This window comes from Flaviaesturariibacter aridisoli, assembly GCF_004343705.1.
GTDB lineage: Bacteria > Bacteroidota > Bacteroidia > Chitinophagales > Chitinophagaceae > Flavisolibacter > Flavisolibacter aridisoli.
The window spans coordinates 1-14,688 of sequence record NZ_SKFH01000032.1; the positions used below are offsets into that span (position 1 = coordinate 1).

At 59.7% G+C, this 14,688-nt stretch carries 15 protein-coding genes; 8 read left to right on the forward strand and 7 right to left on the reverse strand.

Features of this window, described 5'->3' with window-relative positions; translation table 11 throughout:
• Positions 1 to 1,039 precede the first annotated feature (1,039 nt).
• On the forward strand, positions 1,040 to 1,495 hold the full coding sequence (locus E0486_RS14985) for a c-type cytochrome (RefSeq protein ID WP_131853225.1): 456 nt from the start codon (positions 1,040 to 1,042) through the stop codon (positions 1,493 to 1,495).
• 87 nt (positions 1,496 to 1,582) lie between these two features.
• On the opposite strand, the gene E0486_RS14990 is transcribed toward E0486_RS14985, so the two are convergent.
• Complete coding sequence (locus E0486_RS14990; protein WP_131853227.1) at positions 1,583 to 2,188, reverse strand: L-threonylcarbamoyladenylate synthase; 606 nt, start codon at positions 2,186 to 2,188, stop codon at positions 1,583 to 1,585.
• 85 nt (positions 2,189 to 2,273) lie between these two features.
• On the reverse strand, positions 2,274 to 2,462 hold the full coding sequence (locus tag E0486_RS14995) for a hypothetical protein (RefSeq protein WP_131853229.1): 189 nt from the start codon (positions 2,460 to 2,462) through the stop codon (positions 2,274 to 2,276).
• Between the two features lie 82 nt (positions 2,463 to 2,544).
• Here E0486_RS14995 and E0486_RS15000 point away from each other — a divergent pair, with 82 nt between their 5' ends.
• Positions 2,545 to 3,387, forward strand: coding sequence for a 3-hydroxyacyl-CoA dehydrogenase NAD-binding domain-containing protein (locus tag E0486_RS15000; RefSeq protein WP_243697456.1), 843 nt, complete (start codon positions 2,545 to 2,547; stop codon positions 3,385 to 3,387).
• Between the two features lie 43 nt (positions 3,388 to 3,430).
• A complete protein-coding gene (locus E0486_RS15005) occupies positions 3,431 to 4,444 on the forward strand; it encodes an NAD-dependent epimerase/dehydratase family protein (protein WP_131853233.1) in 1,014 nt (337 codons plus the stop codon).
• A gap of 43 nt (positions 4,445 to 4,487) precedes the next feature.
• Here E0486_RS15005 and E0486_RS15010 read toward each other — a convergent pair whose 3' ends face one another.
• The 3 genes from E0486_RS15010 to E0486_RS15020 form a co-directional block, all read right to left on the reverse strand.
• The gene (locus tag E0486_RS15010) at positions 4,488 to 5,381 is read right to left on the reverse strand and encodes a diacylglycerol/lipid kinase family protein (protein WP_131853235.1); all 894 of its coding nucleotides are present in this window, start codon (positions 5,379 to 5,381) and stop codon (positions 4,488 to 4,490) included.
• 127 nt (positions 5,382 to 5,508) lie between these two features.
• On the reverse strand, positions 5,509 to 5,958 hold the full coding sequence (locus tag E0486_RS15015; RefSeq protein ID WP_131853237.1) for a hypothetical protein: 450 nt from the start codon (positions 5,956 to 5,958) through the stop codon (positions 5,509 to 5,511).
• Positions 5,959 to 6,084: 126 nt separating this feature from the next.
• Entirely contained in the window at positions 6,085 to 6,888 is an 804-nt protein-coding gene (locus E0486_RS15020; RefSeq protein ID WP_131853239.1) for a formylglycine-generating enzyme family protein, read from the reverse strand.
• Between the two features lie 145 nt (positions 6,889 to 7,033).
• Here E0486_RS15020 and typA point away from each other — a divergent pair, with 145 nt between their 5' ends.
• A complete protein-coding gene (typA, locus tag E0486_RS15025; protein WP_207906273.1) occupies positions 7,034 to 8,851 on the forward strand; it encodes a translational GTPase TypA in 1,818 nt (605 codons plus the stop codon).
• Between the two features lie 129 nt (positions 8,852 to 8,980).
• Here typA and E0486_RS15030 read toward each other — a convergent pair whose 3' ends face one another.
• Entirely contained in the window at positions 8,981 to 10,057 is a 1,077-nt protein-coding gene (locus tag E0486_RS15030; protein WP_131853243.1) for an endonuclease/exonuclease/phosphatase family protein, read from the reverse strand.
• 96 nt (positions 10,058 to 10,153) lie between these two features.
• Here E0486_RS15030 and E0486_RS15035 point away from each other — a divergent pair, with 96 nt between their 5' ends.
• The 4 genes from E0486_RS15035 (at position 10,154) to glf (ending at position 13,514) form a co-directional block, all read left to right on the forward strand.
• A complete protein-coding gene (locus E0486_RS15035) occupies positions 10,154 to 10,999 on the forward strand; it encodes a M48 family metallopeptidase (protein WP_131853245.1) in 846 nt (281 codons plus the stop codon).
• 177 nt (positions 11,000 to 11,176) lie between these two features.
• Entirely contained in the window at positions 11,177 to 11,383 is a 207-nt protein-coding gene (locus E0486_RS15040) for a hypothetical protein (protein ID WP_131853247.1), read from the forward strand.
• 14 nt (positions 11,384 to 11,397) lie between these two features.
• Complete coding sequence (locus E0486_RS15045; protein ID WP_131853249.1) at positions 11,398 to 12,384, forward strand: glycosyltransferase family 2 protein; 987 nt, start codon at positions 11,398 to 11,400, stop codon at positions 12,382 to 12,384.
• Positions 12,384 to 13,514: a UDP-galactopyranose mutase gene (glf, locus tag E0486_RS15050; RefSeq protein WP_131853251.1), complete on the forward strand. Its 1,131-nt coding sequence runs from the start codon at positions 12,384 to 12,386 to the stop codon at positions 13,512 to 13,514. The genes E0486_RS15045 and glf overlap by 1 nt, the downstream gene beginning before the upstream one ends.
• A gap of 139 nt (positions 13,515 to 13,653) precedes the next feature.
• Here the strand turns inward: glf and E0486_RS15055 are convergent, their stop codons facing one another.
• Positions 13,654 to 14,610, reverse strand: a complete 957-nt coding sequence (locus tag E0486_RS15055) for a glycosyltransferase family 2 protein (protein ID WP_165917357.1) — start codon at positions 14,608 to 14,610, stop codon at positions 13,654 to 13,656.
• Positions 14,611 to 14,688 lie beyond the last annotated feature (78 nt).

The following is a 14,688-nucleotide window of genomic DNA, read 5'->3' on the forward strand; positions in this document are numbered from 1 at the left end:
CGGCCCCGTCCGCCGAAGCTTCCGCACAGCCAGACCTGTCCGCCCTCGTTTAAGACAGGCGGTTCCACCTTTCCGGTAGTGCTACCGGATCCAGAAATATCCGGCCGCCCGCTTCTTTTGTCGCAGTGCCCGCTACTGTTTACGTTCCGTCAGGTCTTGTTTTCCAATGGTAACGGACCCTTTTGCCGTTGTCAGGTCTTGTTTTCGCGTTGTTGCTGACCAAATGGCCGTTGTCGGGTCTTGTTTTCGTCTTGTTGCTGACCAAATGGCCGTTGTCAGGTCTTGTTCTCGCGTTGTTGCTGACCAAATGGCCGTTGTCAGGTCTTGTTCTCTCCTTGTTACTGACCAAATGGCCGTTGTCAGGTCTTGTTTTCCAATAGTTATGGACTTAGTTACAGCTGTCAGGTCCTGCTCTCACGCCGTCAGGCTACTGGGTGCTGCCCGGCCGGCTGCCCGTTCCCGTTGCCGGCTGTTTTTCGCCGGCTACCCCTGGGGGTTGCTTCCGGTGTTCGCCGGCGTTCGGTCCATATCGGCCGGGGTTTTTGACTCGTTGCCCGGGGTTATGCGCTCGTCGGGTGGGGTACTTGTTTGGCCGGGCAGGGTAGGAGCGTTGTCGGGCAGGGTTTTACGGTTGTCAGCAGCGGTTAGTGCCCCATCGCCGGCACGGGGCGGGCCCTGCCCGCCGAAGCTTCAGCGAAGGCGGGTGAGAAATGGGGGATATTCCCCGGATTTTTAAACCCGATGCAGCGTTTGCGGTCTATCTACCGTCTTATAGACACTTGCTGCACTTTTTTTCAAAAGTCTGCTGTAAAGAATGGTTGAAGGTTAAACAGGAAGGCCCCGTTGGGGTCTTTTTGTTTTGGGGAGGGTAGAGCAAATGAGTACATGAGGGGCGAGGGAGGGATGATTGTCTGACTTCAGGTAATCTTCCCTTCGCTGCAAGCCTCCTGACGAAGATCACCTTTCGCGGCAACTTCCTTTTCTAGCTTTGCGGGCGCAAACGGGGGCCGCCCCGGCGGTCCTTTCAAAACCTTGTGTTATGAATCAAGTCCGCTATCTCTTTTTGGCCATTTTCATCCTGCTGGCCGGCTGGAGCCTCTATTGGATCGGGGAGCAGGTTTTCCTGACCGAACAACGCAGCGCCGCGCTCACGTCCGTCAAAACCGCTGCTGCCAGCACCGCCACTCCGGGCACTGCCGCTAAGGCCACCGCGCCGGCCGCCGCCCCCGGCAAAGGTATCTTCCAGCAAAACTGCGCCGCCTGCCACGCCCTCGACAAAGACATGACCGGCCCCGCCCTGCGCGGCCTTACCTCCCGCGGGCCCTGGGCCGACCGCAAAAAGCTCTATGCCTGGGTGCACAACCCCGCGGCGTTCCTCGCCAAAGACCCTTATACCCAGGGGCTTCAGAAGCAATACGGCGCCATCATGATGCCCTTCCCGCAGCTGAGCGAAAAAGACATCGACCAGATCGTCGAGTACGTAGAGGCCAAATAAGCGTCCGTCCCCTGACCCCTTCCCGAAAGGAAAGGGAACAAGGCAGGGTTTTCTTAAGCCTCCCCTCGGGAGGGGCCGGGGGTGGGCCTACTCCCAGGGCCCGGCGCCCATCCGCACCACTTCGGGGTCGCCGGTAGAATAGTCGATGATGGTGGAAGGGATCATCCCCCCGATGCCGCCGTGCACGACGGCGTCGACCTGCTTGCCGAAGCGTTCATCGATCACTTCGGGGTCGGTGTATTCTTCCACCATATCGCCGGGCAGGGAGGCGCTGAGGATCGGGTTGCCCAGCTCCCGTACGATGCAGCGGGCGATGTTGTTGTCGGGAATGCGGATGCCCACGGTGTCGCGTTTTGTTTTCAAAATGCGCGGCACCTCGCGGCTCGCCTTCAGGATGAACGTATAGGGACCCGGCAGGTACTGCTTCAGCGAGCGGTACACCGGCGTGTCGAGCTGGGCCGCATACTTGCTGAGATCGCTCAGGTCGTAGCAAACGAACGAGAGGGCCGCCTTTTGCGGGTCCACGCCCTTGATACGGCAGATGCGCTCAACGGCCTTGTGCTGGGAGATGTCGCAGCCGAGGCCGTAGATGGTGTCGGTGGGATAAACGATGATGCCGCCGCCGCGCAGGATCTCGGCGATCTGCCGCAGCAGGCGTGGTTGTGGGTTGTCGGGATGAATGTGCAACAGCATGGGAAAAACGTCGCAAAAGTTACGCCTTTAACAGCCATTTTACCGAAATGCTTCCGACTTCCCACTTCCGACTTTCAAACTTTCTCTACCCGATTGCGCTTTCCCCCGGGCTCACCTGGAATTCACTCTGGTCGCCGGGGTTATCGAGGGGTATTTGCGGCGCGCCCTTGGGCGGCTTTTCTTCCGCGCTTTTGTTGTGTTCCAGCAGCCACCAGGCGAGGGCCGCGCCCATGGCGACGCCGGCGCCGAGCAGGATCCAGTGTTTCGTTTTCATCTCCGCTTGTTTTTTCGTCCTCTTTAAAGTTACGGGGACCCTGTTGGGACCCAGCCCCTAATTTTATGCGAAAATGGGGCCAATGGAAATTCAATCGGTTTGTGTATGCGGCGCCGGCACCATGGGCAGCGGCATTGCACAGGTGGCGGCCGCGGCCACACTCCCGGTCGTGCTTTACGAACTCAATGAAGCCGTACTGGAAAAAGCAAAAAGCGGCATTGCAAAGAACCTGCAGACCGCCGTGGAAAAAGGCAAGCTCGACGCCGCTGCCGCCGAGGCAACGCTGGGCCGCATCCGCTTTACGTCTGCCATTGCCGACTGCGTAGCCGACCTCGTGGTGGAAGCCATCATTGAAAAGATGGACGCCAAGACGACGCTCTTTCGCCAGCTGGCGGAGCGCAACGGTCCCACGACCATCTTCGCCTCCAACACCTCGTCGCTTTCGATCGCCGCGCTCGCCGAAACGCTGCCGCATCCCGAACGCGTGGCCGGCCTCCACTTCTTCAACCCCGCCCCGCTGATGAAGCTGGTGGAAGTGGTGCAAGGCCCCCACACCGACCCCGGCACCATCGACGCGCTGCTGGCCTTCACAAAGGCCGTGGGCAAAACGCCCGTGCTCTGCACCGACGCGCCGGGCTTTATCGTCAACCGCGTGGCGCGCCCCTACTACATCGAGTCGCTGCGGCTGGCCGAAGAAGGCCTGCCCTTCGACACGATCGACCGCCTGCTCGAAGCCCAGGGTTTCAAGATGGGCCCCTTCAAACTGATGGACCTTATCGGCAACGACGTCAACTACGCCGTGTCCTGCTCCGTTTATGCGCAGATGGGCAACCCGGAGCGCCTCCGTCCCTCCGACATCCAGAAAGAGCGCGTCGACAGCGGCAACCTGGGCCGGAAAACGGGAAAGGGCTATTACGCGTATTAATCCATTAACCGGTTAATTCATCAACCAGTCAACTGATCAACCTATCAACCAGTCTACCACACTCGTCACCGGCGGCACCGGTTTTCTCGGCGCCTACATCATCAAAGAACTCGTACAGCGCGGCGAATCCGTGCGCGCCATCCGGCGGAGCAACAAGCTGCCTTTCTTCATTGAAAAAGAGATTCTCGACAAGGTGGAATGGGTGGAAGGCGACATCCTCGACGTGCTGTCGCTGGCCGACGCGATGCAGGGCGTGGACCGTATCGTGCATGCCGCTGCCCTGGTGTCTTTTCACAGCGCCGACCGCAAGCGCCTGCTGCAAGCCAACCGCGACGGCACCGCCAACGTGGTGAACGTAGCGCTGGAAGAAGGCGTGCGTCGCCTCGCCTATATTTCTTCGGTGGCCGCGCTGGGCCGCACGCGCGCCGGCGGCCTCGTGGATGAAAGCAAGAAGTGGTCGGAAACGAAAAGCAACACGCAGTACGCCGTGAGCAAGCACCTCGCCGAGATCGAGGTGTGGCGCGGCTTTTCCGAAGGCCTGGATGGCGTCATCCTCAACCCCAGCACCATCCTCGGCTTCGGCGACTGGCACCAGAGCTCGGGCGCCCTCTTTCGCAACGCCTGGCGCGGCTTTCCCTGGTACACCGAGGGCATCAACGGGTTCGTGGGCGTTGAAGACGCCGCCCGCGCCACCGTAGAACTACTCTTCAGCGACATCAGCGAAGAGCGCTTCATCGTCAATGGCGGCAACTGGTCGTTTCACCAACTGCTCAACGCGATGGCTGACGGCTTCGGAAAGAAGCGGCCGGCACGCGAGGCCACGCCCTTCCTCGGCGAAATTGCGTGGCGGATGGAAGCACTGAAGTCGAAGCTCTCCGGCCGCAAGGCCCTGCTCACCAAAGAAAGCGCCCGCGTGGCCCACAGCCGCACCTCGTTCGACAACAAGGCGATCCTGGAAGCGTTGCCGGGATTTCAATTTACCCCGCTCGAAGAGGTCATTGCCAAGGCTTGCGGGCAGTACAAAGAAGCAGTGGCGACAGGCCAGGTCGCGCCATGAGAGAAAGAACGCTGATCCCGCCTGCGGGATCAGCGTTCTTTCTCTAAGGCATCAGGAGCCGGAACGCATCGCGGATCACGCGGACCTCGAAGCGCTCCGCGGTCTCGCCGGGGTCGCCGTCGATGTGGAGCGGCGCACCGGCAGGATTGTAGATGTCGAGCGAATCGGTCTGGAAGTAGATCATACCCGCCTTTTCATTGAGTACATCGCTTTGCAGCTCGTTGTAGCCTGCTATCTGCCGCGCCGTTTGCAGCAGCAGCCCCAGCTTGCTTTGGCGCGTGGCCACCACGATGTCGAGCAGCCCGTCCGACAGCGACGCCTTCGGCGCGATGGTCACATTGTTGCCGAACTGGTTGGAGTTGGCGATGGAAATGAAGAACGCCTGCGTGTCGAGCTCCTTGTCGCCCGACTGGAGCAGGAAGGGATAGGCTTTGGCGGAAAAGAAGTTCGATACGGTTTTGCGGATGTAGGTGTTGAGGCCGCGGGCGGGGTCATTGGCGAAGTCGTGCGCCACCTGTGCGTCGAAGCCGAGGCCGCAGAGCATACAGGCAAAGCGCCCGTTGATGGTAAAGGCGTCTACGGGCTGTGGCGTGCCCCCGATGATGGTCTCCAGCGCCAGGGCGTGCTTGCGCGAAATGCCGGCGCTGAGGGCCAATCCATTGCCCGATCCGCAGGGCAGGATACCGAAGGGCAGGCCGTGGCGGCGCAGGCTGTTCACGGCGGCATTGATGGTGCCGTCGCCGCCGGCGATGAGCAGGTCGGTCACGCCGTCGCCTTCGATAACGCCATCGAGGAAGCGGTAGTCGCCACTGGCCACCGAGGGGTACTGCGAAAAGCGGAAGCCCTCGGCCCGGCAGCGGGCTTCCACCATGGCGGGAAGGGACGCCTTTGCGCGGGTGCCGGAAATGGGATTGATGATGAGGAGCAGGTGGCGCATAAGCCCCAAAGAAAGAAAAAGTATACAGAATGACCGGCAGCATTAACAGGAACGAGAGCGAATAGAAAAAGCGCGCGCCGATGCCATTGCAACACCGGCTCACGCTTCACGGCTGACGGTTCAGCTTTTACACGATCCGGATCGTCACCAGGTGCACGCGGCGCACCCGCACCACGGCGGCTTTAGCGGGGTCGGAAGGCACGGCCGTGGTATAGATACGGATCTCGCTGTGGCCCTTGGCCATTGCTCTCAGGGCGGCGCTGCTCACCGAAAAGCTGTTGCCTTTCTGCTGCTTCAGCACGTTGTCGGAGCCGTCGTAGGCGGCGATGCTGCGGTTCCAGCCCGACTTCTGGTCGGAGGCCGGCGTAAAGAGGATCGTAAAGGTATTTTTCTTGTTGAGGGCGGAGCGCTTGATGCTGACCACGTTGGCGGCCTCGTCTTCCGCGGCGGCCTTGAGCAGGGACTTCTTCCCCCACAACACCTTCCAGGAAGCTTCCGAAGCACCGCGGTTCATCACCTTTTGGGCCGAAACGGCCAGCACGGCAAAAAACGAGAGCAGGAGTAAAAAGCCTTTCATAACGTTGAATTTAGTTCAATGATAAGAAGGAAAAACGAGGCAGGGGGTTTAGCGGGGCAACGGCTTTAACAAAAAGAGTTCGGGGTTTGGCGTTCATCCGGGCGGCGAAAGCGGCTCCAGGCTCGTTTACTCCACCGTCGCCACGCAACGAAACCCCAGCCAGGGTTTCGGGCCGTCGTAGTATTGCCGGGCGCCGATGCGGCAGGAGTCCGGGGGCAGTGCGTAGTAGCCGCCCTTGGCGATGCCTTCTGCAGCCAGCATCTCGGCCACGTTGCCGATCCACCCCCGGCTGCCGCCAATACCGGCGGCGCCGGCGTTCACAGGCCATGTGGGCACCTCCACAGGGTAAGCCGCCCCCGGGTCTTTCCAGCGGAGGTCGCTTCCCCAGTTGACAAGGTTGAATCCCTTTTTCGTCGTTGTATTCTTCACCCCGAACGGGTACCGCGCCGTGTCCAGGCCGCCCTCGGCCAGCGCCATCCATTCGGCCTCAGTGGGCAGGCGGTAATGCACTTTCCGGAACGGCCAGCGCTCCGGCTGCCGGGCAATGAGCTCGTTTACCCGGTCGGAACGCCAGCGGCAAAAAGCCTCTGCCTGTGCGTGGGTGAGCCCCAGCACAGGATAGAAGCTGAAGCGCGGATGACGGAAATACACTTCCCCCATCGAACAGGAATAAACATCTCCGGGCCCATTGCCCGCCAGCGGCACCCAGCAACTATCGGGGAGGATGGCAGCCAGCGAGGTCGAATCTCCGTATTGCTGGTGCCAGAACGTGAACTCGCGCCAATGAGCATTGGCTATTTCAGTCCGGTCCACAAAAAGCGTATCGTTGGCCCGCACGGTACCCGGCGGCGCTTTTTCGTTTCGGGGAAAACCAAAGGCCAAAAAGCCGGTGCAAATCGACAGAAAGCCCAACAGTCGTGCTCTTTTCATATATGGTAACAGAAAGATAAAGATTCTCCATTATCTGTTTACCCCAACCTTTTGGCGTACCTTTGCGCTCCGAAAAACAATGAAAAGTCCCGGTCGCAGTAAGCACTTCCGACTTCCCACTTCCGCCTTTTCCACTTAATTTATTATGGACATCAGAAACATTGCCATCATTGCCCACGTTGACCACGGTAAAACCACCCTGGTAGACAAGATCCTGCACGCCACTGCTACCTTCCGGGAAAACCAGGAAACCGGCGAGCTGATCATGGACAACAATGACCTGGAACGCGAGCGCGGCATCACGATCTTCTCCAAAAACGCCGCCGTCACCTACAAAGGTGTGAAGATCAACGTGATCGATACCCCTGGCCACGCCGACTTCGGCGGCGAGGTGGAGCGTGTGCTCAAAATGGCCGACGGCGTGTGCCTGCTGGTGGATGCCTTTGAAGGCCCCATGCCGCAGACCCGCTTCGTGCTGGGCAAAGCCCTCGCGCTCGGCCTGAAGCCCATCGTGATCATCAACAAAGTAGATAAGCCCAACTGCCGCCCCGACGAGGTGCACGACGCCGTATTCGAACTCTTCTTCAACCTCGACGCTACCGAAGAGCAGCTCAACTTCCCCACCTACTACGGTTCGGGCAAGAACGGCTGGTTCAACGATTCGCTGGAGCAGATCGAAGGCATCGAGCCCCTGCTCGACGGTATCCTGAAGCACGTGCCCCCGCCGAACGCCTCCCGCGAAGGCACCCTGCAGATGCAGGTGACCTCCCTCGACTACTCTTCCTTCCTCGGTCGTATCGCCATCGGCCGCGTGGCCCGCGGTGTGATCAAGGAAAACATGCCCGTCTCCCTCATGCAGGCCGACGGCACCGTAAAGAAGCAGCGCGTGCGCGAGCTCTACGTGTTTGAAGGCATGGGCAAGAAAAAAGTATCCGAAGTAGTTGCCGGTGACCTCTGCGCCGTAGTAGGTATCGAAGGCTTCAACATCGGCGATACCCTCGCCGACTTCGACGCCCCCGAAGCCCTGCCGACCATCTCCATCGACGAGCCGACGATGAACATGATGTTCTCGATCAACAACTCGCCCTTCTTCGGCCGCGACGGTAAGTTCGTGACCTCGCGCCACCTGCGCGACCGCCTCATGAAGGAAACCGAGAAGAACCTCGCCCTCCGTGTGAAAGACACCGACTCCGCCGACTCCTTCCTGGTATACGGCCGCGGTATCCTCCACCTCGGTATCCTCATCGAAACGATGCGGCGCGAAGGCTACGAGCTGACCATCGGCCAGCCCCAGGTGCTCGTGAAAGAGATCAACGGCCAGAAGTGCGAGCCCTTTGAAACCCTCGTGGTAGACGTGCCGCAGGAATACGCCTCCAAAGTGATCGACCTCGTCACCCGCCGCAAGGGTGAGATGCTGATCATGGAAACGAAAGGCGAAATGCAGCACCTTGAATTCGACATCCCCTCGCGCGGCCTCATCGGCCTGCGTACCAATATGCTCACCAACACGGCGGGCGAAGCCGTAATGAACCACCGCTTTGCCGAGTACAAGCCCTGGAAAGGACCGATCCCCGGCCGCAACAACGGTGTGCTGCTGGCGAAAGACAACGGCCAGACCACCGGCTATTCGCTCGACAAACTCCAGGACCGCGGCTTCTTCTTCGTAGACCCGGGTGAGGAAGTGTACAAAGGCATGATCATCGGCGAGAACAACAAGCCCGGCGATCTCGTGGTGAACCCGAACGAAGGCAAGAAGCTCACCAACATGCGTGCTTCCGGCTCCGATGCGGCCTCCAACATCGCCCCGAAGCGCCTGATGACCCTCGAAGAATGCATGGAATACATCCAGCAGGACGAGTGCATCGAGGTGACGCCCAACAATATCCGGATGCGAAAAGTGATCCTCGACGAAGAGGAGCGCAAGAAGCAATCGAAGCGCATGAGCGCAGAAGCTGTTAACTAGTATTTCAAAGCCCCGCCTTCGGCGGGGCTTTTTGTTTACAGTTTATAGTTTATAGTTTATAGTTGGCTGACGCGAATACCGCCACGCCGCATAGCGGAACTTAAAACTGTAAACTATAAACTATAAACGTTACTCCCGCGCAACCACCGGCCGGCTGCTCTCCTCCTCCTTCCCCTCCTGGATCATCTCCTCCACCTCTTCCTCCCTTCCTGCCTCGAGGGTTTCCACCTCGCCTTCCTGCGCATCGTCTACGGGGTTGATGAAGAAGCGGCAGAACAGCGGCAGGTGGTCGGAGCCGATGGGCCGCAGCGTACAGAAGCGCTCCACGAACAGGTGTGGCGAGTGAAAGAACAGGTCGATCGGGAAGCGGAGCCAGCGGTAGCGCGCGTGGTAGGTCGATACGAAGCCGCGGCCGATGCGCGGGTCGATCAGGCCCGAGGTTTTGCGGAACAACACCGACGAGCGTGCCCAGGCCACGTTGTTGAAGTCGCCCACCACCAGCACGGGGCCTTTGGCCGCCGCTGCTTTTTTGGCTACCGACAGCAGGTCGCCGTCGCGCTCGCGGGCCGTTTCTTCTTCGGTAGGACTCGGCGGCGCCGGGTGCACGCAAAAGATCGTGAAGCGCGTGCCGTCGGGCGTTTCCAGCTCCGCCTCGATGCTGGGCATATCGTCGGCCACGAAGTAGTGCACCTGCACCCGGTGCAGCGGCAGCCGGGTGTAGAAATGCATGCCGTACGTATTCTCCAGCGGCACCTTCTGCGCGTGCGGGTACAGGTCGCCGAGCGCATCGAGCGCTTCCTGCCAGGCGCCGTTCGTTTCCATCGTCAGCAGGATGTCGGGGCGCTCCGTGCGCACCAGGGCCAGTAGCCGGTCGTATTCGCGGTTGAACTGGTATACATTCACCGACAGCACCGATACGCTTTCGGAGCGTTTTTCCACGCGGTGCTTTTTACGGAAGAAGCGCGTGTAGGGCGCCAGCACCCAGGCGTTGTGCAGGGCCAGCAGGGTCAGCGCGCCTTCGAGGAACCAAAAGACGCGGTCGTGGGGATGGAGCAAATGCCCGGCGGCGAGCACCAGCAGCTGCAGGAAGAAGGCCTGGATGCGGCCGTACTCCCAGATGCGGAAGATCCAGTGCGGGTGGGGGATCAGCGGCAGCAGCGCCGCCAGCAGCAGAAAGATCGAAAGGCATTTGTACACAAGTTCCATAGGCCGGCGCCGGGCTGCTGTCCAAAGTTTAGCAAAGCGATTGCAAAGCTGTTGCCAACCCAGCCGTGCTGGCCCTTTCTTTGCATTTTCATCCGCATGCTACGTTTCCTGCCGCTCCTGCTCGGGGCGATCCTCGCCTCCTGCAACGACCTTTCGCTGCCCGGCTCCGATACCAAAAAGGAGGCGACCTCCTATTCCTACGCCTGCCTCGACTCGTCGGTGGCCAACGATCCTACCGGAAAAAAAGTGGAGCGCGTGACCGGCATCCTCCGCGACCTGGCCGTGTCGAAGCGGAGCATTACCGACGAGGTGCAAACCCAGTGGGGCGCAGCCTTCCACAAAGACCTCCTCGAAACCGGCGAGTCGAAACTCATCGACGACCCCGCCATCTCCGCCAAACTCAACAAGGTGCTGAAAGACCTGTTGGCGCAGCGTGCGCAGCCTTCGAAGATCCAATACTACATCTACGTGCTCGACGACACCGCGCTCAACGCCTTCACCTTCGGCGGCCGCATCTACGTGACCAAAACAATGTGGGAGCGTTGCAAGAACGACGATGCGCTGCTCTATGCCATCGTGGGCCACGAGATCGGGCACTCCGAGGCCGGCCACATCAAAACCAGCATCCAGGAAATGGAGGTAGCGGAAAAATACTTCGGCGAAGGCGGTTCCACCTACCTGCAGCTCAAGAGCATCCTCACGGCTTCCTTTAACCAGCGCAACGAGCTGGAAGCCGACTATTACGGCATCAACCTCACCAACAAGCTCGGGATGGACCTTTGCACCGTGGTCAACTTCTGGCGCGAAATGGGAAACAAGGAAAACGATTACAGCCGCGTGGAAGACTTCCTGCGCACACACCCCTTCTCGCAGGCAAGGGCGCAATGCCTGAAGGATCATATCAAGCAAAACTTCGGGAAAGACTGTAATTCCACCAGGTAGGGCGTTGCCCCAAAGAGAAAGAACGCAGATTCCGCTAAAGCGGAATGCGCTGATTTGTTATGATCTGCTGACGCCTGCAAAAACATATCTGCGTAAATCTTAAAAATCATACAGAATCTGCGTTCTTTCTCTTCCGCCGCTTGCGGCGCCGGCACCATCGCCTACCTTTGCCCCGATATGAAAAAGGGCCTGTTCACCATCCTGCTTTCCGCTTCGCTGCTCGCTGCCGGCGCCCAGTGCTCTGTATGCACCAAAACGGCCCAGCAGCTCGGCGAGAAACCCGCCAAGGGCCTCAACACGGGCATTATCTACCTGATGATCGTTCCCTTCAGCATCATCGGCACGATCGGCTACCGCTGGTGGAAGCGGAATGGAGCCGAATAGCTTATTTTGCGCGCATGCCCGGTCTTTCCGTCGTCATTCCGAACTACAACGGCAACACGCTGTTGCCCGAAACGCTGCCAACGGTGTTTGAAGCCCTGCGCTCCCTCTCTTTTCCCAGCGAAGTCATTATTTCCGACGATGCTTCCACCGACGGGTCGCCGGAATGGGTGGCGCAGCACTACCCCGACGTGCGCATCGTGCGTGCCGCGGTAAACGGCGGATTTTCCAAAACAGCCAACCGCGGCGTGGCGGCCGCCCGCTACGAGCTCGTGCTGCTGCTCAACTCCGACGTCAAGCTGACGCCCGGCTACTTTGAGCCGCAGCTTCCCTTCTTCGAAAACCCCGATACCTGGGGCACCATGGGCCGCATTGTGGGCTGGGAAGACGATATCGTGCAGGAAGGCGCCAAGTACCCGTATTTCCACGGCGTGAAGATCAAGACCTCGGGCAACTACCTGCTCCAGGACGAAAGCGAAATGCGTGGTGAGGGCCTCCTGTCGATCTACCTGTCGGGGGCCAACATGCTCTTTCGCCGGCGACTCTTTGAAAAGCTCGGCGGCTTCAACGAGCTTTTCTCGCCCTTTTACGTGGAAGACTACGAATTGTCGCTGCGTGCCTGGCGCCTCGGCCATCCCTGCTACTACGTGCACGATGCCGTGTGCCGTCACCGCACCTCCAGCACCATCCGTACGCCGGAACGCAAGCGGGAGATCGCGGTGGTATACAACCGCAACAAAATGCTGCTGCACGCGCTGCACCTGCCGCGCGGCAAACGCTACCTCTACTTTCTTCAGCTCATCCCCGAAACGATGCTCCGGCTCCTGACCGGAAAAACTTCTTTTGTGCAGTCCCTCAGCCAGCTCTTCGACCGTTACAACGAGGTCCGGGCGGCGCGGGCAAAGTTTTTGCAAAATGCGGAGGGTGGCCGCGTGTACTCCGTGCACGCCGTGGCCGAACGCATTTTACAATCCATTAAGCACAAAAAGGTTATTCGTTTCTGATGGTAAATTACGACTACGTCATTGTGGGCGCGGGCCTGTTCGGGGCAACCTTTGCCCACCAGGCCAAGCAAGCAGGAAAGCGCTGCCTGGTCATCGACAAGCGGCCGCACAGCGGGGGCAATATCTATTGCCAGAATGTAGATGGGATCAACGTGCACTACTACGGCGCGCATATCTTCCACACCAACGACCGGCCCATCTGGGACTTCGTGAATTCGTTCGTGGAGTTCAACCGCTACACCAATTCGCCGGTGGCCAATCATGAGGGCAAGCTCTACAACCTGCCGTTCAACATGAACACGTTCTACCAGCTCTGGGGCGTCATTACCCCGGATGAGGCGCAGGCAAAGATCCAGGAGCAGATCGGGTCGCTGGGCATCACCCACCCGAAAAACCTCGAGGAGCAGGCGCTGATGCTGGTGGGCACCGACATCTACGAAAAGCTGATCAAAGGCTACACCGAGAAGCAGTGGGGCCGCAAGGCCACCGAGCTGCCGGCATTCATCATCAAGCGCCTCCCGGTGCGCTTTACCTTCGACAACAACTACTTCAACGACAAGTACCAGGGCATTCCCATCGGCGGCTACAACAAGCTGGCGGAAGGACTGCTCGAAGGCATCGAAGTACGCCTCGACACCAACTTCTTCGACGACCCGGAATATTTCCGCTCGCTCGGCGAAAACCTGGTATACACCGGTCAGCTCGATGAATACTACAACTACCGCTTCGGCCCGCTCGAGTACCGCAGCCTGCGCTTCGAGCACAAGCACCTGGAGCGAGCCAACTACCAGGGCAACGCCGTGGTGAATTATACCGAGGCACACATTCCCTACACGCGTATCATCGAGCACAAACACTTTGAGTTCGGCACGCAGCCACACACGGTGATCACCTACGAGTATCCCGCCACCTGGGAAAAAGGCATGGAGCCCTACTACCCGCTCAACGACGAAGCGAACACGAAGCGCTTCAAGCAATACGCGGAGCTGGCGGAGGGCGAAAGCAACGTGATCTTCGGCGGGCGCCTCGCGGAATACCGCTACTACGACATGCACCAGGTGATCGGCTCGGCGCTGGCCAAAGCCCGCAAGGTGCTGCATCCCGACAGCAATTTGAAGATCAGCGCGTAGAAGCAACTTGCACCACGAAAGCAGGAACGCAGATTTTTTAAGATCGTTACGATTGACGCGGGTCTGTACGAACTGCGCAAAGCGGTTGACTGTTGCACGAACTGCAACGTATGATCTGCATAGGATCGTTCAGCGCGCCCTAATCGGTAAAGGCGTAGTAATAAGCATACTTCACCAGCCGCAACTTGTGTGCGCCTTTGCGGCGGCGGTAGTAGAAATACGTTTCGAGGTGCTGCAGGATGAGGCGGAAGAGGCGCCAGCGTCCGCCCTTCTCTTCGCGGCGCTGGTAGGCTTCGTAAAACATACGGGCAAAGGCGCGCACCCGCTCGCTTACCTGGGGCGCGTCCTTGAACACCTTCATGTGTCGCATGACGTCCTTACGCAGGTAAAGGATCACTTCGCTGCGCGAGGTTTCTTCGTGTCCCGATGCGTTCTTATCGTGAATGCGGTGCAGCACCAGCGGCTCGTTGAGCAGGCAAACCCCGCCGTTGTCGGCAGCGACGAAGGCCGTCCACCAGTCGTAAAAAATGCCTTCGGGAAAGGGCAGCACTTTGTCGAGGAAGGGCCGGCGGAGCATGAGCGCGTGGCCGCTCACCGTGTTGGCGAAGAGGAGCTGGCGCGCGTCGGTTCCCTCGAAGAACGCGTTGATGTGCGACTTCGCGGGCACCGCCGGCGGCTCGCCCTTGAAGCGCATCGAATCGCAGTAGATCACGGGGCATTCGGGCTTCCACACGGCCATCATCTTCGCCACTTTTTCGGGCATCCAGATATCGTCCTGGTCGGAGATGGCGAGCACATCGCCGGTGGCGGCGCGGAGGGCCTGCTCGAAGTTGCGGTTGAAGCCCAGGTTGACCGGGTTGCGGTGCACCTTCAGCAGGGGCCATTGCTCGGCGTAGTCGTCGAGGAGGTCGAGCGTGGCGTCGGTGGAGCCGTCGTCGAAAGCCAGCACTTCGTGGAGCGGGTAGGTTTGCTGGCGGATGGAGTCGAGCTGCGCCCGCAGGAAGGCGGCGCCGTTGTAGGTGCAGAGCACCACCGAAACGGTGGCGGAGGGAGCGGTAGAAGCGGGTTGTGTCACGATCTTGGGGGAAAGGCGCAAAAATAGCAAATCCGGCGCAGCGGCCGCCGCGGCCGATTTGCCGGCGCGAATCGTTACCTTGCAGCTCTTTCAATCGCT